The sequence below is a fragment of the Bifidobacterium longum subsp. longum JCM 1217 genome, from assembly GCF_000196555.1.
Classification (GTDB): Bacteria; Actinomycetota; Actinomycetes; order Actinomycetales; family Bifidobacteriaceae; genus Bifidobacterium; species Bifidobacterium longum.
Window position 1 is genome coordinate 228,173 of sequence record NC_015067.1, and the last position, 19,036, is coordinate 247,208.

The 19,036-nt window shown below is 59.7% G+C and carries 13 protein-coding genes and 1 tRNA gene; 9 read left to right on the plus strand and 5 right to left on the minus strand.

The window, feature by feature from the left end; all coding sequences use genetic code 11:
* Window positions 1-112: 112 nt before the first annotated feature.
* Window positions 113-197 (minus strand) — tRNA-Ser (locus BLLJ_RS00915).
* A gap of 578 nt (window positions 198-775) precedes the next feature.
* On the opposite strand from BLLJ_RS00915, the gene BLLJ_RS00920 reads away from it, so the two are divergent.
* The 7 genes from BLLJ_RS00920 to BLLJ_RS00950 all read left to right on the plus strand — a co-directional run bounded on the left by BLLJ_RS00920 (window position 776) and on the right by BLLJ_RS00950 (window position 8,928).
* On the plus strand, window positions 776-2,569 hold the full coding sequence (locus BLLJ_RS00920) for an FTR1 family iron permease (RefSeq protein WP_007054709.1): 1,794 nt from the start codon (window positions 776-778) through the stop codon (window positions 2,567-2,569).
* Window positions 2,570-2,742: 173 nt separating this feature from the next.
* Window positions 2,743-3,426 carry an iron transporter gene (locus BLLJ_RS00925; protein WP_007051584.1) on the plus strand — a complete coding sequence of 228 codons (684 nt, stop codon included), beginning with the start codon at window positions 2,743-2,745 and terminating at the stop codon, window positions 3,424-3,426.
* 149 nt (window positions 3,427-3,575) lie between these two features.
* Window positions 3,576-4,853 (plus strand): Fe-S-containing protein, encoded by a 1,278-nt coding sequence (locus BLLJ_RS00930; RefSeq protein WP_007054710.1) that lies wholly within the window; start codon window positions 3,576-3,578, stop codon window positions 4,851-4,853.
* Window positions 4,854-4,874: 21 nt separating this feature from the next.
* Entirely contained in the window at window positions 4,875-6,179 is a 1,305-nt protein-coding gene (locus BLLJ_RS00935; protein WP_007051582.1) for an ABC transporter permease, read from the plus strand.
* Between the two features lie 33 nt (window positions 6,180-6,212).
* Window positions 6,213-7,436 carry an ABC transporter permease gene (locus BLLJ_RS00940; RefSeq protein WP_013582348.1) on the plus strand — a complete coding sequence of 408 codons (1,224 nt, stop codon included), beginning with the start codon at window positions 6,213-6,215 and terminating at the stop codon, window positions 7,434-7,436.
* A 15-nt stretch (window positions 7,437-7,451) separates the two neighbouring features.
* The gene (locus tag BLLJ_RS00945; RefSeq protein ID WP_007051580.1) at window positions 7,452-8,249 is read left to right on the plus strand and encodes an ABC transporter ATP-binding protein; all 798 of its coding nucleotides are present in this window, start codon (window positions 7,452-7,454) and stop codon (window positions 8,247-8,249) included.
* A 115-nt stretch (window positions 8,250-8,364) separates the two neighbouring features.
* Window positions 8,365-8,928, plus strand: coding sequence for an FMN-binding protein (locus BLLJ_RS00950; protein WP_007056748.1), 564 nt, complete (start codon window positions 8,365-8,367; stop codon window positions 8,926-8,928).
* 5 nt (window positions 8,929-8,933) lie between these two features.
* On the opposite strand, the gene BLLJ_RS00955 is transcribed toward BLLJ_RS00950, so the two are convergent.
* From BLLJ_RS00955 to BLLJ_RS00965, 3 genes are all read right to left on the minus strand, one after another.
* Window positions 8,934-9,533 carry a TetR/AcrR family transcriptional regulator gene (locus BLLJ_RS00955; RefSeq protein WP_007051578.1) on the minus strand — a complete coding sequence of 200 codons (600 nt, stop codon included), beginning with the start codon at window positions 9,531-9,533 and terminating at the stop codon, window positions 8,934-8,936.
* A gap of 114 nt (window positions 9,534-9,647) precedes the next feature.
* A complete protein-coding gene (locus BLLJ_RS00960; RefSeq protein WP_007051577.1) occupies window positions 9,648-11,810 on the minus strand; it encodes a YhgE/Pip domain-containing protein in 2,163 nt (720 codons plus the stop codon).
* The gene (locus BLLJ_RS00965; protein WP_007056315.1) at window positions 11,807-14,437 is read right to left on the minus strand and encodes a YhgE/Pip domain-containing protein; all 2,631 of its coding nucleotides are present in this window, start codon (window positions 14,435-14,437) and stop codon (window positions 11,807-11,809) included. Before BLLJ_RS00965 ends, BLLJ_RS00960 begins: the two co-directional genes overlap by 4 nt.
* A 354-nt stretch (window positions 14,438-14,791) precedes the next feature.
* Between BLLJ_RS00965 and BLLJ_RS00970 the strand changes: the two genes are divergently transcribed.
* Together BLLJ_RS00970 and gndA are read left to right on the plus strand one after the other, a co-directional pair.
* Window positions 14,792-16,078, plus strand: a complete 1,287-nt coding sequence (locus BLLJ_RS00970) for a putative ABC transporter permease (RefSeq protein WP_007056309.1) — start codon at window positions 14,792-14,794, stop codon at window positions 16,076-16,078.
* 178 nt (window positions 16,079-16,256) lie between these two features.
* Window positions 16,257-17,711, plus strand: a complete 1,455-nt coding sequence (gndA, locus tag BLLJ_RS00975) for an NADP-dependent phosphogluconate dehydrogenase (RefSeq protein ID WP_007051573.1) — start codon at window positions 16,257-16,259, stop codon at window positions 17,709-17,711.
* 303 nt (window positions 17,712-18,014) lie between these two features.
* On the opposite strand, the gene BLLJ_RS00980 is transcribed toward gndA, so the two are convergent.
* On the minus strand, window positions 18,015-18,857 hold the full coding sequence (locus BLLJ_RS00980) for a 6-phosphogluconolactonase (RefSeq protein WP_007056307.1): 843 nt from the start codon (window positions 18,855-18,857) through the stop codon (window positions 18,015-18,017).
* Window positions 18,858-19,036 lie beyond the last annotated feature (179 nt).

The window sequence follows — 19,036 nt, forward strand, 5'->3', positions numbered from 1 at the left end:
ACGGTACGTGATCGCCGGATACGGGGAACCGGAACGCTAAAGGAACCAGAGGGGAAAACAAGAGGGTACAAAAAGCCGGAAGCCCTAGAAAAAATAAGGGTTCCGGCGAGGGCGGAGGATACGAGATTCGAACTCGTGAGGCTGTTACACCAACACGCTTTCCAAGCGTGCGCCATAGACCACTAGGCGAATCCTCCATGCACTGCAGTGCTTGCTAGAAGTAAGCTCCGTAGGCAACTCGAATAAGCTACCACAGCTTTCGGATAAATGCACATTCAGTGCCGGCTGCGGCGTGTCGCTTTGTGGACAAGGACCACCAATGAGTGCCTGCGCTGATGTGCAGGTCGTTCGTACGGCGTGTGCAACAGGTGATCTCACCGGGGGATGAACCAGTGCAAATCAAAGCGACTCAAGGCAAGTCAGCAAACCCGAGGCAAACCAGAATGAACATGCGCATGCCATCGCGTGAATTATTGCCAGCCTCTTGCCGTGATGCAACATAGTGATTTTAGGCTATGAACCTTGGTGAAACAGTTGGTCATGCAATATGAGGGATGGGGAGTGGCCAGTCGCGGGGAGTTCATAATTCGGGAAGTCTCCCATCTGTGAGCGGGACAATATCGAATATTGAGACAATCTGCGGTAATAATTGATCGAAAAACAGTGCCTAATACCTCTTAAATCCTAAAAAATCAAGACTGTTCCTCAAAAAAGTTTTTCTTTATATTGAGTAGTTGGTTTTTGATTACTTAGCCGCGCAGAGAGAGGGATAGGCATGGTTCGTCGCGCCCAGGCTGCTCTTCGGTCCGTTGAACACACCAGCGTGAGGCAGCTGCGAGTCCTGGCTGCGATTGTATTTCTGTTCGCCATGGTCATCGCCACTGTGGCTCCTGCAGTCACGGCTCCGATGGCCTTCGCCGACAGCAGCACCAGCTCGTCCAGCGTTGACTACGCCACCTGGGCCGAAGTCTCCAAGGCGATGGACAAGCAGCTGAACAGCGGTCTTGAGACGTACAAGGATGGCAACACCGCTGGCGCCACCTCCGATTTCATGGGCGCGTACAACAAGATTTACGTGGCCTCCAACTTCACCGCGGTCGTGCACGACACCATTGGCGCGGACAAGCAGCTCGCCCAACAGCAGGCATTCCAAAGCGTTCAGAATCTTTCCTACACGCCTAGCAACGACGATCAACTGGCTCAGCAGATTGATGCGTTGACCGCCGATCTTGACGCCACGGCCCAGCAGCTCGACGCCAACGCCGATCTCGCCAAGCCGAAGGCGTACGCCGAAGCGCTGCAGGCGCAGCTGGCCAAAGAGCGCAAGGAGCTCGACGCCAAGAAAAAGAAGAACCCGGGCAAGGGCAATCGTTCATGGACCGACGTGGCCAACGAAATGACCCCGATTCTCGACAATGCATACAAAGCTTACGAAAAGGGTGATGGTGCCAAGGGCGCCACGCTCGTGAACAACGCGTACTACCAGTATTACGAGAAGCTCGGCTTCGAAAAGAACGTGATGAACGCCATCAGCGGCAACCGCGTCTCGCAGGTGGAATACCAGTTCAAGATGTGCCGCAAGTCCATGAACGCCGGCGCATCCCTGAAAGACACCAAGAAGCTGATCGACGACCTCAAGGCCATGCTGATCAAGGACGCCGGCATTCTTGACGGTGGTGCCGCCGATAAGGAAGACGGTTTCACCAAGCTGGTCACCAGCTCCTCCGGCCAGGCGTTCCTCGTGCTTATCCGTGAGGGTCTTGAAGCTCTGCTGGTGGTTGCAGCCATCGTCGCCTACTTGGTCAAGTCCGATAACAAGCGCTTCGTCAAGTGGATTTACTTGGGTGTGCTCGTCGGTCTGCTCGGCGCCGGCTTGGTGGCTGTGATCTTCGTGTTCGCCTTCGGCGGCTCCGGCCCGATTCAGGAGATCATGGAAGGCACCTGCGCACTGATCGCCATGGGCATGCTGCTGTGGACGAGTAACTGGATGCTGAACAAGTCCAGCGTGGAAGCGTGGAACCGTTACATTCGCAAGAAGACCGAGGCTGCTGTGGCTGATGCCGAAGCCGCCGCAAGTGCCGACAACGTGACGTTGAAAACCGTGGTCTCGCTGGCTATGCTGAGCTTCCTCGCCGTGTTCCGTGAAGGCGCTGAAACCGTGATCTTCTACGAGTCCATCTACACGATGAGCCGCGATACTCGCGGTATGTGGATCGGTGGTCTGACCGCCGCGGTGGTGCTTGTCGGCATCTTCCTGCTCTTCCGCTTCACCTCCGTGAAGATTCCGATTGGTCCGTTCTTCCTGGTCACTTCGATTCTGATGTCTGTGCTGGTGGTGGTGTTCGCCGGCGGCGGCGTCCACTCGCTGATTGAGGGCGACTTGCTGCCCGCCTTCTACCTGAACGGTGTGCCGACGAACGATTGGCTTGGCCTCTACCCGTACGTCGAATGCCTAGTGGCGCAGGCCATCGCAGCCGTTGCGGTTATCGCGCTGTTCGTGGTCGGCTTCATCAAGCAGCGCAAGCTGAAGGCGCAGGCTACTGCCGAGGTCCCGGCCGTGAAGGCGTAGCCCGTCTAGCTCGTCCGTTTCCTCCCATAACTGCAGACAACTGACAGACTTGCGGCACGGCCTCGGATCGATGCCAATTCCTCCAGCCCACGCCGCACTTATCTCATAACTGAATAATTGCAATTATCTAAGCGTGAATCCTAATTCACCAGAGATAGAGAAAAGGAATAACAATGATGAAGAACAAGAAACTGGCCGCTCTGCTCGGCCTGCTGCTCGCCGGTTCCATGACCGTGTCCATGGCTGCCTGCGGTTCCACCAACTCCGCATCCGACACTAAGGCTGACTCCTCCTCCCAGTCTTCCGACTCCTCTTCCTCCGATTCTTCCTCCGATTCCGGCGCCGGTTTCGAAGAGGTTCCGGTTGGCCCGTCCGGTACTGCTGAAGAGCAGGATCAGGACGCCGGCCCGCTGACCGTGGGCGCTGTGTACTTCCAGCCGATCGATATGGAGCCGTCTTCCATGGGCCTGAAGGCTGCTGACGCTTCCTTCCACCTCGAGGCCGACATCCATGCCAACCAGAAGGGCACCGAGCTCGGCTACGGCAAGGGCGACTTCGTGCCGGATCTGACCGTGAACTACACCATCATCGATAAGTCCACCGGCAAGGAAGTCGAGGGCGGCACCGCCACCTCCGGTACCTTCATGCAGATGAACGCTTCCGATGGCCCGCACTACGGCGCCAACGTCAAGCTCGACAAGGCTGGCACCTACCAGCTGAAGCTCTCCATCGAATCCCCGGCCTCCAAGGGTTGGATGCTGCACGTTGACCCGGAGACCGGCGTCAAGGGCCACTTCTGGACCGAGCCGATCGAGGTCACCTTCGACAACTGGGATTACACTCCTCGCCAGTGGTGATTGACTAAGCAGAAAGCCCCCTCGTCAGAGGGGGCTTTACGCCGCTTTAGGGAGATAATTCTTAGGACGGTCTAAAACTCCCCTCAGTCCGCTTCGCGGACAGCTCCCCTCAGAGAGGGGAGCCTAAGGTGAACAGAGAAAGGACGCGAATGCTTGAACAATTCGTGGCAGTGATGCCGGGCACTTTGGCCCCCGCATTGCTGGTGATGAGCCTGAGCGTGATGCTCACGGTCGGCGAGGGGCGAGATAAGCCGATAAGCTCGCATTGGCGTCTCATCGGCCTGATCGTCGGTCTGATCGCCGCCATCGTATTCGCCGGCCTGCGCGCCTCGGCCGTGATCAATCAGCGCACGTTCGTCAACTACCCGGTGTTGTGGTGCGCGATCATTGCCGACATCCTGACCATCGTCGTGGTGGTGTTCGCACGCCGCATCACCACCAATTGGCAGCAGCACAAGGTGTTCATGCACATCGCTAACGCCGTGGCCGCCATCGACATCGCACTCACCCTGTTCTACGCGCTGCCGGACGTGATTCTGCAGCTCACCATCTGGGTGGAACCAGGGGAGACCGCATTCACTTCGGCCATGCTGCTGCGCGCTCTTGGTTTCCTGCTTGGCGTGGCCATGTCCATTATTGTGGCCGCCATCTTCCGCACGATGCGCACCACTGCCGTGCGCTGGGCGTTCACCGTGGCCGTCGCGGCCATGATGGTGATTCTGCTGATTCAACACTTCACTGGTCTTGCCCAGATTCTGCAGGCGCGAGGCTTCCCGATGAACCATACGATGTTCGTGGCGCTGGCTTGGTCCATCAACCAGAACTCCACGATGATTATGGCGCAGGCGCTGGTGTTCCTGATTCCCGCCGTGGCCTCCATCGTGGCCGGTTTCCGTATGAAAACCCATGATGTGCCGGGAGCCAACGAGGCCACGTTGCGCCGGCATAAGGTATTCCGCCGCCACGCCATCGCCGCTGCCGTGTGGAGCCTTATCGCAGCCATCGGCGTCACAGCAACCCTGACCGTGGGCGTTGCCGCGACCCATCAGACCATCACCCTTTCGCCGCCGGAAGCCTACTCGCTCAAGGACGGCGTGGCCACCATCCCCTTCAGCCAGGTCGAGGACGGCCACCTGCACCGCTTCGAATACAAGGCCAAGGACGGCACCGTCATGCGCTTCATCATCATCCGAAAGAACGGTGGCGCGTACGGCATCGGCCTGGACGCCTGCGAGAACTGCGGCGACGCTGGCTACTACGAGAAGGACGGCAAGATCATCTGCAAGAAGTGCGAGGTGGCCATCAACCTGGCGACCATCGGCTTCAAGGGTGGCTGCAACCCGATACCATTCCCGTACAAGACCGGCCACGGCAAGATCACCATTCAAACTACGGATCTGGACGCGCTGAGCGCCCACTTCCGGTGAGTCAGGCAGGAGACAAGAATCATGTTCTTTCTGCGCATGATTACTCGCTCGTTCACCCGACAGCTGCGCCGGCGCCTGCTTATCGCGCTGACCGTATGCCTGTCGGCGACCGTGTCCGTATCGATGCTGGGCGTCGTGTTCGACGTGGGCGACAAGCTCAACGCCGAGCTGTCCACCTACGGTTCGAACATCACCGTGCAGCCCAAGGCGGATGCGGTCGTTTCCGACCTGTACAACACCGAGTCGGGCGGCGCGACGTCCACCAGCGACCCGACCGCTTTTCTGAAGGAGTCGGACGCGGCCAAGATCAAGACGATCTTCTGGTCGTTCAACATCACCAGCTTCGCGCCGCAGCTCAACATCCACGCCACGGTGAACGGTACCAACGTGCCGGTCGTCGGCACGTGGTTCAACAAGAACCTCAAGATCTCCACCGGCGAGACTACCGTCGTGGGCGTGGAAGGCATGCGCTCGTGGTGGCAGCTGGACGGCAAGTGGCCCAAAGACGATTCCGACCAGGGCGTGATCGGCAAGACGCTGGCCTCCGAACTCGGCGTGACCACCGGCGACACCATCACCCTCAACAAAACCACCGCCTCAGGCAAGAAGAACGAGCAGAAAATCAAGCTCACCGGTGTCTACGATTCCGGCGACGAGGACAACGGCTCGCTCTACATCGCCTCCTCCACGGCCCAGGTACTCGCCGACCTGCCCGATTCGGTCGACAAAATCGAGGTCAAGGCCCTGACCACGCCGGAGAACGACCTGGCCCGTAAGGCCGCCGCGAACCCGGCCGCGCTGAGCCAGGAGGAATGGGAGACCTGGTACTGCACCGCCTACCCGAGCTCGATCGCCTATCAGATCGAAGAGGTGATTCCGGGCGCGGTGGCCAAGCAGGTGCGTCAGGTGGCCGCGTTGCAGGGCAATGTGCTGCAAAAGACGCAGGCCGTGATGATTCTGATGACCGTGCTGAGCCTGATCGCCGCAGCCGTGGCCGTGGCCAACCTGATGGTCGCCTCGATCGGCGAACGGTCGGGCGAGCTGGCGTTGCTCAAGGCGCTCGGTGCCACCGATGCCGCGGTATCCCGCCTGATGCTGGCCGAAACGGCGGCAATCTCGCTGCTGGGCGCGATTGTGGGCGCGCTGCTCGGTTCCGGCGTGGCCCAGCTGATAGGCCGGGTGGTGTTCGGTTCCGGCATTACGATGCGGCCGATGGTGTTCGTGCTGGTGTTCGTGCTGCTGGCTGTCACCGTGCTGCTGGCGTCCGCCTCATCGATTCGTTCGATTCTGAATCTCAAGCCCGCGGAGGTGCTCCATGGTCGCTGAGTTTATCTACGTAGGTGTGGAAGGAGGGAACCGATGACCAACACCGGTATGTTCTTCAGAATGCTGTTCAGCGCCGTGTTCCGTCGGCGTTCGCGCGCGGTGATGGCTGTGGTGGCGTCGCTGGTCGGCGCAGCCACACTGTTCTGTCTGGCGATGATCTGCCTCGCCGTGCCGCAGCAGATGAACGAGGAGATGCGTGCGTACGGCGCGAACCTGATTGTCACGCCCACCGAATCGACCAATGCTGACGGCAAGGCCGGCATCGACAAGGCGATGGTGCAGCACACCACTGAAATGGTCAAGGCCAAGGGTTCCGCGAAATACGCCACCTACCGCTACGAGAACGTGCGCGTCAACGCCTCGCCGTACGTTATGGCCGGCGTGAATGCGGCGCAGGTCAAGAACCTCAACCATCACTGGGTGGTCGACGGCTCGTGGCCGACCGACGGCAAGGTGCTGGTCGGACGCGACATCGCCGACGCCATCGGCCTGAGAATCGGCTCCGCCATCACCATCGGCTACCGTGCATCCGATAACGCCAGCACCAACGGCACTTCGTCGAACTCCTCGATCGACCAGCAAACCAAAGACGGCCGTGTCTCCAGTGACATCATGGACACCTCCGGTACCGAATTCCGCGTGGCCGGCATCGTGGACACCGGCGGCAGCGAAGACTCGATCATCTACGCCACCAACGCCGACGTCAACAAGCTCACCGGCATCACGCGCGGCGTGGACGTCATCGAGTATTCGGCCGGCGCCAGCGACCTCGCAGGCCTGGTGTCCAGCATCAACGACATGACCTCCATGCACGTCAAGGCACAGCAGATCACCAAGATCACCGCCTCCGACACCCGCATCATCACCATGCTGCAGACGCTGTTCTGGATCGTCTCGCTGGTGGTGCTGGTGCTGACGCTCGTCGGCGTCGGCACCACAATCAGCTCGATCGTCTCGCAGCGACGCAACGAGATTGGCCTGCGCAAGGCCCTCGGTGCTAGCTCGCGTGCCATCGGCACCGAGTTCTACATCGAATCGTCGCTCTACGGCCTGATTGGCGGCCTCATCGGCACCGCAATCGGCTACGGACTCGCCAGTTGGCTGTGCGTGGCGGTGTTCGAACGCTCCATCGTATTCAACTGGTGGCTGGCCCTGATTTCCGTGCTGTTCAGCGCGCTGGTCGCCATCGTCGCCTCCATCCCGCCCGTCCACCGCGCCACCCGCATCGACCCCGCCGTCGTGCTTCGCGAAGAATAAAGAAAGAGAAACGTCATGCTACTTGAACTCGACCACATCTCGAAGATCTACGGCGACCTGCGTGCCGTGGACGACCTCAATCTGACCGTGCCGGAAGGCGAATGGCTCGCCATCGTCGGCTCCTCCGGCTCAGGCAAGACCACGCTGATGAACATGATTGGCTGCATGGACACGCCCTCCAAGGGCTCCGTGAAGCTGGAAGGCCGCAAGCTGGAGGACCTGAACGCCACGCAGCTGGCCGACGTGCGCAAGAACCTCATCGGACTGGTGTTCCAGAAGTTCTATCTGGTGCCGCACCTGACCGCCGTGGAAAACGTGATGGTGGCCCAGTACTACCATTCGGTGGTCGATGAGAAGCAGGCCATGGAGGCGCTGGAAAAGGTCGGCCTGAAGGACCGCGCCCACCACCTGCCCGGCCAGCTCTCCGGCGGCGAGCAGCAGCGCGTGTGCGTGGCCCGCGCGCTGATCAACGACCCGAAGCTGATTCTGGCCGATGAGCCCACCGGCAACCTCGACGAGAAGAACGAGAAAATCGTGCTCGACCTGTTCCGCAAGCTGCACGAGCAGGGCACCACGATTATCGTGGTCACCCACGATGCGCTGGTCGCCAGCTGCGCGCAGCGCGAGATCATGCTCAACCATGGCGTGCTCGTCGGTGAGAAGTGGAATGACGAGGATGCGCGCAAGGCCTACGAGGCGGCCGGCGGCAAGCCCGCCTCCACGGGTGCACAGGTCGAGGGCGCGCAGAACGGCGAGACCGCCATTGGTTTCACTGACCCCACCAAGGCCGCGAAAACCGGCGGCGAGGAGTAGGGCCGTCAGGGGCATCGAGCAGTATGTGAGGAATACATGGCAAGCTGATGGTCTCTCCCCCAGTCAGCTTCGCTGACAGCCCCCCTCGTCAGAGGGGGGCTTAAGGAGCGTGAATATGACCGAAAAGAGTACGTTGAAGAAATCCGCGACATTGGCGGCGGCCGGACTGGTCGTGGCTGGCGCGCTGCTGGCCGGATGCGGCGAATCCAAGGCCGCGCCGATGGACGATGCGTACGCCGGCAACTCGGGCGAGACCGAGAAGTCGCAGGAAGAGCAGTCGCAATCCCAGTCGAACGGCTCCGATAGCTCCGACGGCTCCGATTCCAGCTCGTCGCACAACGACCCGTCCACCACCACGTCCGACAAGAAGGACACCGGCAACTACAAGGACGGCAACTACTCGATCAACGGCCAGTACGGCCCGGTAGGCGAGGATTCCATCGACGTCCATCTGACCATCAAGGACGGCAACGTCGAGACCGTCAATATCATTGGGCACCCGTTCACCACGATTTCCAAGAACCATCAGGACGACTTCGCCAAAGCCATTAACGGCGTGGTGGACGGCAAACCTCTGAAGGGTCTCAAAGTGGACAAGGTCGCCGGCGCCAGCTGGACCTCCGACGCCTTCAACAAAGCCCTCGAAGTCGCCCGCCAGGAGGCTTCGATTCAGGAGTAAGACCGCTACTTCAGCAATGCTGGCCACAGCAGATCGGCCATGCGCGAGGCCCAGGCGGTGTCGTCGTCCATTGCTTTGCCCTCGATGGCCTCATACGCCACCAAAGATCCGATAATCGTGGACAACAGCAACTTCTCGTCAACGTCCTCGCGAAACACGCCCTGCGCGACTCCCTGCTTGAGGAACGCCCCCACACGCTCCAGCCACGGGGTCACCACTTGGTCGACGATGTGCTGGAAGAACTCGGCCTCGCTGGACAATACAATGCCCACGCGCTTGACGTCGATGTCGTTGTCGCGCACCCAATCGACCAATCGCTGCAATAGTTGCGTGAAATGCTCACGCGTGGGGCTGGGCACTGGGTCGGAATCCGGGATGGCCAGATACATCGCGCTGATCTCGTGCAGCAGCTCGTCGGCATTATGATATCGGCGGTAAATCGTGGTTTTGGCCACACCGGAGCGCCGGGCCACCTCCTCGATGGTCACGCCGCTGATGCCGCGGTCCACCGCAATCTGCAGCGTGGCTCGCATGAGCTTGCGATCCGTCGCCTCGCGCGTGCGCTCACCGCGCGGTGTCGCCGTCGTGTCTGTCATCTCCGTCATCTCTTCTCTTCGAAATATGCTCCCGTACGCTCCCGCTGGCGAGAGCTGGCTGGCAAAGCCAGACTGAGGGTGGTAAGTCCATGCCGTTTGTAGGCAACTCCCGGATAATACCTACTAGCTCAGCACTTTAGTGCTCTCGACTTGGGCTACATACCACTGGTTGAACCGCACCAGTGGCTTCCTGAGCAACAGCCCAAGCAACAGTAGCGGCGGCACGAATGCCAGCAGCATTCCGGCGGCCCGCCAGTAATCCATGTCGTAGATGCCGGCGATGGCCGCACGCATCATCGTCACCGCATGGGTGAGCGGCAAGAGCGGACTGACTTTGGCGATGAAGTCGGGCAACATCTGCACCGGGTAGGCAGCGTTCGCACCCGAAATCTGCACGATGAGCATAAGCACGCCGATTGCCTTACCCACATTGCCGAAACTCACCACCATCGTATAGGTGAAGAACGAGAACACCAGCGAGGCCAGCCATCCAGACAACATAAACAGCAGCGGATGCACGGCCTGCACGCGCAGGAACAGCAAATCGCCACCGAGCGACACCGTGGATTGCAGCAGCGCAATCAGCGCGAACACCCCGTAATGCCCAAGGAAGAGCCGATGCGGCCGCGGATCGCCCAATGCTTTGCGCGTCCGGCGAGACACGGTGGTTTTCAGCGTCACCACCATCAGCAGCGCGCCCACCCACAGCGGCAGCAGCGTGTAGAACGGTGCCATCGACGAACCGAAATTCGCCACCGGGAATACGGCCTTGCGCCTGAGCTGCACCGGTGCGGCCAACGTACTGGCCAGCGTTTCGGGATCATTGCCCAGCACCTCTTTGACCATGCCCATATCGCCACTGTTTAGTGCGTCGCTCAGTGTGCTGTTGAACGAAGCCAGTTCGGCGCCGGCGGAACGCAGTTTGCCGGACACCTTGTCCAAGGTAGTGCGAGCGTCGCTGAGCATATCGCTGGCGTCGTCGGAAGTCCCTTTCAGGTCGCCGAGCGTGGAGTCCAACTGGGTGGCGCCGGAACTCAGTATGCCGGAGGCGTCAGCGACGGTGGACGACAGGGAGTCGATTTGCGGTTTCACCGTGGCCGAGAAATCTGACTTGATATTGGCAATACTGTTCTGCGCTTGATCAGCCAGATTCTTGACCTGCGCATGCTGATCCTGCGCGTCCTGATTGCCTTGGCGAATATCGGTCGCCGCCGTATTCAGCGCTTGCCGCAGCCTGTTTTGTCGTGCGATTGAACGGTCAATCGCCGTGATGATGGATGAGTCGTTGCCCAGTATGCCGGCCAACGTGTTGCGAATTTCAGTGTATTTCTCCGTCTGCTTGCCAATGGCCGTGGCTTGACGGTCCAATTCGTCGGCGACCGTGGTGGCACCATCATTCGCGTCGGAATACAGCTTGTCTATGGAATCGGACACCGCGCCGAAACTGGAGGCGCTCGCGTCCAGTGCGCTGCTCATCGCGTCAGCGGTGGTGCCCAGGGCTCCGGCCACGTCGGTGACTTCCTGTTTGGCGCTGGCAAGATCCTTGCCGCCTTGTTTGGCGGCAGAGGAAACCTGAGTGATTAGTGAGTTCGAGGTGTCGAGCAAGGCGCCGGCCGTATCGGTCAATGCGCTGTATGTGCCAAGCAGATCCGCAGTATCGTCAAGCTGTGTGGCGAAATTGGCGATGTTGGCGTTGAAGGTATTCAGTTGCTCTTTGGCCTCGGGCTTGGACAGCTGATCGGCCAGCGAAGACGCGATTTCCAGCCCGGCCGAAGTGATGGTCTTAGCGAACGTGGTGTTGATTTCCGCCGCAACCTCATCCGTGCCCTCGTTGAGCAGATTCGGTGCCAGCGCGTTCTTCTTCTCGTTGCGGTAATAGGTCAGTTCGGCATGCTGCACGTCGTCGGAGAAGAAGGTCATCATGTCTTTGCTGAACGACTTCGGAATTACGATGGCCGCGTAGTATTTGCCGGATCGTGCGCCCTCGACGGCATCGGCTTTGGACGTGATCGTCCAATCGAGCTGACTGTTGGCGCGCAGCGCGTTCACCACCTGATCGCCGACCGTGACTTTCACCGGGATCAGGTCGGAACGATACCCCTCATCCACATTCGCCACCGCGAATTTCAGGTTCTTCATATTCGAGAACGGGTCCCAGCATGCGGCCACGTTGAACCAGGTGAACAGGCCGGGAATCATCACCAAGCCGATCACGATGATGATGGAGACCACGTTGCTGGTCAGGCGTTTGATGTCGCCGGTAAACAGTTTCCACATGGTGTTCATCGTGCGTGCCTGCCTTCCTTGGTCGGCGGAATAGTGGGGATGATTGCGGTAACAGCGGCGCTCGGGTCCGCTTCTTCGTGGCGTTCGGCGGAGGTGTCGCGACGCTTGGCCTTATGCCCGTACAGCATGGCGCGGATCGACTCGTCGGAGAGGCTGCCGAGCTCGGTTTGGCGGCGGATGGAATCGCGCATGAATTCCACGACCATCAGGAAGCCCATGATGATGAGCACCCATGCCAGCCATGTGCCCATGACTACGATTTTCTCGCTGGTGGTCAGCGCAAACACGATAATGAGCGCGGCCGGCACCACGAATCCGGCAATAAGCGCACCCAGCAGCAGCCGGGGATAACGGTAGGCGAATTTGGCGGCCCGACGTTCGATGGCATGACGGTATTCGTCGTGGTCGGCCAGTGCTGCAATGGCCTGAGTGACACGGTATTCGCTGCCGGGCAGATGCACCGGCTCGCCGATAATCATGTCGCTTTCCTTGATTTCCCGCGCGAACAGGCGGTTGAGATTGGCCAGTTTCGGCCGGGCGCCGAGGCCAAGCGCAAAGGCCAGAACCACGAAAACCAGCAATTTGCCGATATAGGCGAACCAGAGGCCGTCGTAGAAGCCGCCGATGGTTTCACGCATCGCGTCAATCGAATAGGTGAACGGCAGCAGCGGGTAGATGGCGCGGAAGAACGCGGGCATCATTTCAATCGGGTACAGGCCGGAGGCGCCCGGCACCTGCAGAATGACCAGCGCCACGCATACGCCTTTGCCCACGTGCATGAACGTGGTGGAGAGGGCGAAAATCACCGACATATACACCAGTGAGGTGATGACGCAGGTGAGCAGAAACACTGGGGCGCTCGCGCATTGAATGCCGATGACAAGATCGCCGATGGCCGTGACCAGGCCTTGGACGGCAGCCAGCGTGGCCAGTAGCAGGAAGCGACCGAGATAGCCTTGGGTTGGTGTGAGATCGTCGATGCCCTCATCATCGGTTTCGAGTTTGGGAATGACCACGAGCACGAACGCGCCCACCCACAAAGACAGGGTGGTGAACAGCGGTGCCATGCCGGAACCATAGGAGGCGACCGGATAGACGGCCTGTTCGCTGATAACAGTGGGGGAGAGCATGAAGTCGGCGATTGTGGCGGCATCCAGTTTGCCGTCGGTGCCGATCAGGGAACTGAGTGAACTGGAGATGCTCAGGGCTTTGATGTCGGTGACCAGCGTATCGAGCTTGGTTTGTACGCCGGCCAGCGCCTTATCGGTGTCGCGCAGCGCGGTCACCGTGGTGGAGGCTGCTTTGTCGAGTTGGTCGAGGGTATGCTTCGACTGATCGATGAGTGAGCCTTGCGACGTGATGCCGGTCGACAGAGTGCTGGCGGTCGAGCTGAGGGCGTTGAGACCGGTGTTGAGCTGAGGAATGGCGCCGGAGGTGATGGTGCCGCGAGCGGTATTGGCCTCGCGCACCGTGGTTTGGGTGGCGGTATTGAGATGCTGCGCCAATCCGGCGGTGTCTGTGGAGGCATTGCCGATAGTGGTGTTCAGGCTATCGAGGTTGCCCAGTGCGCCGGCAAGCTCGCTATTGCGGCTTTCCAGTGTGGCAATGGCGGATTGCAGCGGTTCTCGATTGGCGTTCGGCAGCCCTTTGAGTTGGTCGATGATGTCGGCGTTCGCTTGGTTGATGTCTTCCGCCGTATTGATCAGTCCGCCTACCTGCTGATTGGCGGCGCTGATGGTTCCGGTTACCGTGCCCACGCTTTGGTTGGCCTGTGCTGCGGCTTGGCTCAGCAGGCTTGAGCCTTGGTCAAGCGCTTCGGACGTGGAGGTGACGAAGCCGTTCAGACTGGTCTGGGTAGTGCCGATCAGGGTGGAGACGCCGGCCAGACCTTCTGCAGTGTCGATGCCAAGTGTGCGCGCGTCGTCCAGCGCCTGACGTGCGGTGCGTGTCTGCTCTGGGGTGTCGGTGAGTTTGGTGGTGAGCTTGGCGATGGTGCTGCGTGTGTGCTGCACATCGTCGGAGGCCTTGGCAAGGGCCGTGAGGGCCTTGGCTTTGGTGGTGTCTTCGGTACTGATGGCTTTGCCGTCAACCGTATTGATGACTTCGGTAAGTACTTCGGATACGGTGGAGACGAATGTGGAATTGACCGTGCGGTCCACAGTGGACGCGCCGACGTCGGTGACTTTGGGGGCGATGGCGCTGGCTTTTTCGTTGACGTAATACTCCAGAGTGGGCCGACTCTTGCCGCCGGTCACCACGCCGGCGAGATCGTCGGAAAAGTCTTTGGGAATGATGATGGCTGCGTATGCCTTGCCGGATTCCACTTGGTCCATGGCCTCGGCTTCGGTGACGAAGGTCCAGCCGAGCTGGTCGTTGCTTCTCATCTGCTTGACGATTTGATCGCCGAGGTTCTGCTTGCCGATGAGCGCGTTGTCGGTGCCGTCGTCATTGTTGGCGATGGCGACGGTGATGCCTTTGGTATTGCCGTACGGGTCCCAGAAGCCGACGATGTTGTACCACGAATACAGTGGCGGGATGAACACCATGCCGAACAGGATCACCCATGCGGCCGGCACCTTGAACAGGCGCAGGAAGTCGCGTCTGAGGACCTTGAAGATATTGCCCACTGATACCTCCGGAGCTTGGTGTTGCTTGGTTGCTACGTTTTCCGTAGCGATACGTTAATCGTAGCGCTACGTTTGTAGTAGCGTAATACGGCTGCCGGAGATTAATGGGGTGATTGATGATGTTTTTGGCGGAATAACGCTGCTGCCCAGCGGCTTATCGTGTGTCGCTGGGCAGAGCGAAAGGCGTTCTGGAACTTATTGACAAGATTTCTGGATGGTTTTTGGACGTTTCCTGAACGCGATGGATAGGCTCGGTGCTCGGCAATGTAGACAGACATGTACCGACCGCCCATCAAGTTCAGCAAAACCGCAATCGGGTGATAGGGTGAGGGGACGCTATGTGGGGAGGAAACCATGGTTGAATTCAAGGACGATGGCACGGCCACTACCCCCGGCAAGCCGCGGGAGAACCGTGACGCCGAGTCCGCAGTCGTGGCCGATCTGGTGGCCGTCGAACTGGACGACGCCGGCTTGAACCTGAACGCCAAGCGATTACCGATTCTGGCGCGCATCTATGGCGCGGTCGTGCTGCTGGACGGACTCGCCACATTGCCGATTATGGTGATTTCCATCCTCTATGCCGTGCGCGAGATTCTGGATGGTCATGTGCACGTCGATGCGATGAGCCTGACCTTCATCCTGTCCGCGATTCATGCGGTGGTGCTGGTAGTCAGTGCCGCATGCCTGATTGTGCTCGGCGTGATGCTGCTGCGCAATCATCGCCGGTATGCCGCGCGCTGGACCTACGTGCTGATGCCGTTGACGTTGGCCGACGGCATGCTGTCGCTGGCCCTGACCGGCCTTGGCTTCAACCTGCTGCTGCCGCTGATTCAGATGATTATTCTCGTCGTGATTTCGGTGACCGCCGATCCCTCCCTGAGCGAGGAACGCCGTCTGCAGCGCGCGCTCAGGCGTATGGACGATCGCGATGATTATGAATCGGCTGTGGCGGCCGGCATGCTAGGCCGCGACCAGTCCGGCAAGGGCTATATTGCGCTGGACTTTTTCAATATCTTCTGGCTGTTTACCATCGCTTCGGTGGGTGGCCTGATTGTGGAGACGATCTACCATATGGCGCTGTATAACGGTGAACTTCAGGACCGCGCTGGTTTGCTGTGGGGCCCGTTCTCGCCGATTTACGGCTGTGGTGCGGTATTGGTAACCGTGTGCCTGAATCGTCTGTGGAAGGCGAATCCGTTCTTGATTTTCTGCGCTTCGGCGGTGATCGGCGGCGCGTTCGAATATTGCACCAGCTGGTTCATGGAAGCGGCGTTTGGTATTACCGCGTGGGATTACACCGGCCGTTGGCTGTCCATCGACGGACGTACTTCGGGCCAATTCATGTTCTTCTGGGGACTGATTGGTGTGGTGTGGATCAAGTGGCTGTTACCGCGACTGCTGGCTCTGATTAATCGCATTCCATGGAAAGTGCGGTATTCGCTGACTGCGGTATGCACGGTGCTGATGGTGATCGACATTGCCTTCACGCTGATGGCCTTGGATTGCTGGTATGGGCGCATGGCCGGCCAGCCGCAGGATTCACCGGTCGCGATGTGGTTCAGCGAACGCTACAGCGACGCTTACATGGCCAATCGCTTCCAGACCATGCATATCGACCCTTCCAAGGCCGGGCGTATGTGAATGGCCGGCAAGTAATTACGCTTCGCGGGCAGAAGGTGCGTAGAACCTAAGACAGCCCTCGCGTGTGGGTGGTAAGCGGGATACACTTTCAAGCGTTGAAGGAATGATTCCCTCCGCTGATGCGCTGTTTTGTGACGCGCGTGATGACGATGGGACAATCAAACGAAAGGCAAGGCACATGGCCGAAGCTACAGCAAACATTGGTGTGATTGGACTGGCCACGATGGGCTCCAATCTGGCGCGTAATCTGGCGCACCATGGCAACACGGTGGCGTTGTTCAACCGCCACTACTCGCGTACCGAGAAGCTCATGAACGAGCATGGCACCGAAGGCAACTTCGTGCCGGCCGAAACGCTCGAGGAATTCGCCGCGTCCCTGAAGCGTCCGCGTACCGCCATCATCATGGTCAAGGCCGGTGCTCCGACCGACGCGACCATCGCGCAGCTGGAAGAGGTGTTCGAACCGGGCGACATCATCGTCGACGGTGGCAACTCCTTCTTCAAGGACACCATCAAGCGTGAGAAGGAAGTACGTGCCAAGGGCTTCCACTTCGTGGGTTGCGGCGTGTCCGGTGGTGAGGAAGGCGCGCTCAACGGCCCGTCTCTGATGCCCGGTGGCACTGCGGAATCCTGGAAGACCTTGGGCCCGATTCTTCAGTCCATCGCCGCCAAGGTGAACGGCGAACCGTGCGTGACCCACATCGGCACCGATGGTGCCGGCCACTTTGTCAAGATGGTGCACAACGGCATCGAGTATGCCGATATGCAGGTGATTGGTGAGGCGTATGACATTCTGCGCCGTGGACTCGGCATGGATGCCGAGGAGATTGGCGACGTGTTCGCTGAATGGAACAAGGGCGACCTTGACTCCTACCTGATCGAGATCACCGCTGAGATTCTGCACCACAAGGATGCCGAGACCGGCAAGCCGTTCGTGGACGTGGTCGTGGATCATGCCGGCATGAAGGGTACTGGTACGTGGACCGTGCAGACTGGTCTGGAATGTGGTTCTCCTGTGGCTGCCATCGGTGAAGCCGTGTTCGCTCGTGCACTGTCTTCGCACGGTGAGCTGCGTGAAGACGCTCAGAAGGAAGGTCTGGCTGGACCGAACAAGACCATCGATCTGGCCGGAGAAGACAAGGCCGCGTTCGTCGAGGACGTGCGCAAGGCTCTGTTCGCTTCCAAGGTCGTGGCCTATGCTCAGGGCCTGAACGAGATTCAGGACGGTGCCAAGGAATACGGCTGGGATATCAACCTGTCCGAAGTGGCCCGCATTTGGCGTGGCGGCTGCATTATTCGCGCCCAGTTCCTGCTCGACCGCATCACCGAGGCTTTCAGGGGCGATAACCCGCCGGCTTCCCTGCTGTTCGATCCGTACTTCGAGAAGATCATCGGCGAATCGCAGGATGCATGGCGTCGCGTGATCGTTCGCGCGGTGGAGGCCGGCATCCCGACCCCGGTGTTCTCCAGCTCCCTGGCGTACTACGATGGTCTGCGCTCCAAGCGCCTGCCCACCGCTCTGACCCAGTCCCAGCGTGACTTCTTCGGTGCCCACACCTACGGCCGCGTAGACAAGCCCGGCGTGTTCCACACGCTGTGGGCTGAAGAAGGCAAGCCTGAAATCGAGGCGTAGCCTCGTGATTTCAGGTTTAGGACAGCCCTGTGGGCTGTCCGGCCTTCTTCAGGCTCGGCGATAGCCGAGCTGAGAAAACAGCAAGCCCGAGATCGAGGCGTAGCCTCGCGATCTCGGGCTTAGGGGAGCCCGGTGGGCTCCCCGGCCCTCTTCGGAGCGAGGCGGCTATGCCGCCGAGCCAACACTGAGCCTCGCCGCAGGCGAGTCCCTAATTGCAGGGGCCGGCGGCGAAGAGGGCAAGTCCGAGATTGAGGCGTAGCCATAGACGAATTAAGCCCCCTCATCAGAGGGGGCTTAATTCACTCACAACTCGGTGACGGTTTCTTCGGTGGAGAACCAGATGAACTCGTCCACTCCGTTGGCGTAGGAGGACGGGTAATCCGGTTTGTTGGGCTGCTCGAAGACATGGGCCAGCGATTCGGCTTTGCCGGCACCGGCGGCGAAGAACCACGTATGGCGTGAACGCGCGATGAGCGGCGCGGTCAATGAAACACGCAGCGGCGGCATCTTGGGGGAGTGGTTCACACCCACGGTGAGCCTATCAGTAACCTTGACCTCATCATGACCAGGGAACAGCGACGCATAGTGACCGTCCGGTCCCATGCCGAGAATCATCAGATCGATTACCGGTTCCGGCCCCAATTCATTCACCAACTCGCGCTCATAGTCGCTCGCGACATCGTCCAGCAACGCATCATTCGCGGCATCGGCGGCGGCGCGAACGGAAGCATCATCGCTGTCGGCCTGATCCATCACATCGGCGATGTCATCGGCTGAACGGGTATCGGCCGCCATCTCATGAATATTCGACTCAGGCAGCTTGCCATCTGCCACCAGCTGGTCAAGCAGCAGGCGACGGGCCTCCAAAGCATTGCGATCGGTGTCGTAAGCCGGCACAAAACGTTCGTCGCTCCACCAGAAATGCACGCGCGACCAATCAATCGCGTCAGCCAGCGGATCGTTCAGCACCAAGCCCAGCGGCTGCGCGGCCGAACCGCCAGACAGCGCCACATCCACACGCGTGCGATGCGTGCCATCAGGCAATCGTTCGGCGAGCAAATCGAGTAGCGCCAAGACAAAACGTTGCGCGCCAGCCTGAATCATCAGATCTTTATTCGGATACACAATGAGTTTTCGAGTTGCCATGTATGGTCCTTGTATGGGGTATGTGTCGTACTTTGCAATGTGGATTGTGTTGTCAGTTGACAACACAATCCACATTGTGCGACATCGCATATGTCACTTTATTACTCCGCGGGCATGAGCTTCGGCATCGCATGAGGTAGGAAACGATGAGCAACGGCGTTGGCATGGCTCGGCCACAA

Excerpts from the sequence above, each read along its gene's own strand:
- BLLJ_RS00920 (WP_007054709.1), top strand. The coding sequence starts at position 776 with ATGGTTCGTCGCGCCCAGGCTGCTCTTCGGTCCGTTGAACACACCAGC.
- BLLJ_RS00925 (WP_007051584.1), top strand. The coding sequence starts at position 2,743 with ATGATGAAGAACAAGAAACTGGCCGCTCTGCTCGGCCTGCTGCTCGCC.
- BLLJ_RS00930 (WP_007054710.1), top strand. The coding sequence starts at position 3,576 with ATGCTTGAACAATTCGTGGCAGTGATGCCGGGCACTTTGGCCCCCGCA.
- BLLJ_RS00935 (WP_007051582.1), top strand. The coding sequence starts at position 4,875 with ATGTTCTTTCTGCGCATGATTACTCGCTCGTTCACCCGACAGCTGCGC.
- BLLJ_RS00940 (WP_013582348.1), top strand. The coding sequence starts at position 6,213 with ATGACCAACACCGGTATGTTCTTCAGAATGCTGTTCAGCGCCGTGTTC.
- BLLJ_RS00945 (WP_007051580.1), top strand. The coding sequence starts at position 7,452 with ATGCTACTTGAACTCGACCACATCTCGAAGATCTACGGCGACCTGCGT.
- BLLJ_RS00950 (WP_007056748.1), top strand. The coding sequence starts at position 8,365 with ATGACCGAAAAGAGTACGTTGAAGAAATCCGCGACATTGGCGGCGGCC.
- BLLJ_RS00955 (WP_007051578.1), bottom strand. The coding sequence starts at position 9,533 with ATGACGGAGATGACAGACACGACGGCGACACCGCGCGGTGAGCGCACG.
- BLLJ_RS00960 (WP_007051577.1), bottom strand. The coding sequence starts at position 11,810 with ATGAACACCATGTGGAAACTGTTTACCGGCGACATCAAACGCCTGACC.
- BLLJ_RS00970 (WP_007056309.1), top strand. The coding sequence starts at position 14,792 with ATGGTTGAATTCAAGGACGATGGCACGGCCACTACCCCCGGCAAGCCG.
- gndA (WP_007051573.1), top strand. The coding sequence starts at position 16,257 with ATGGCCGAAGCTACAGCAAACATTGGTGTGATTGGACTGGCCACGATG.
- BLLJ_RS00980 (WP_007056307.1), bottom strand. The coding sequence starts at position 18,857 with ATGGCAACTCGAAAACTCATTGTGTATCCGAATAAAGATCTGATGATT.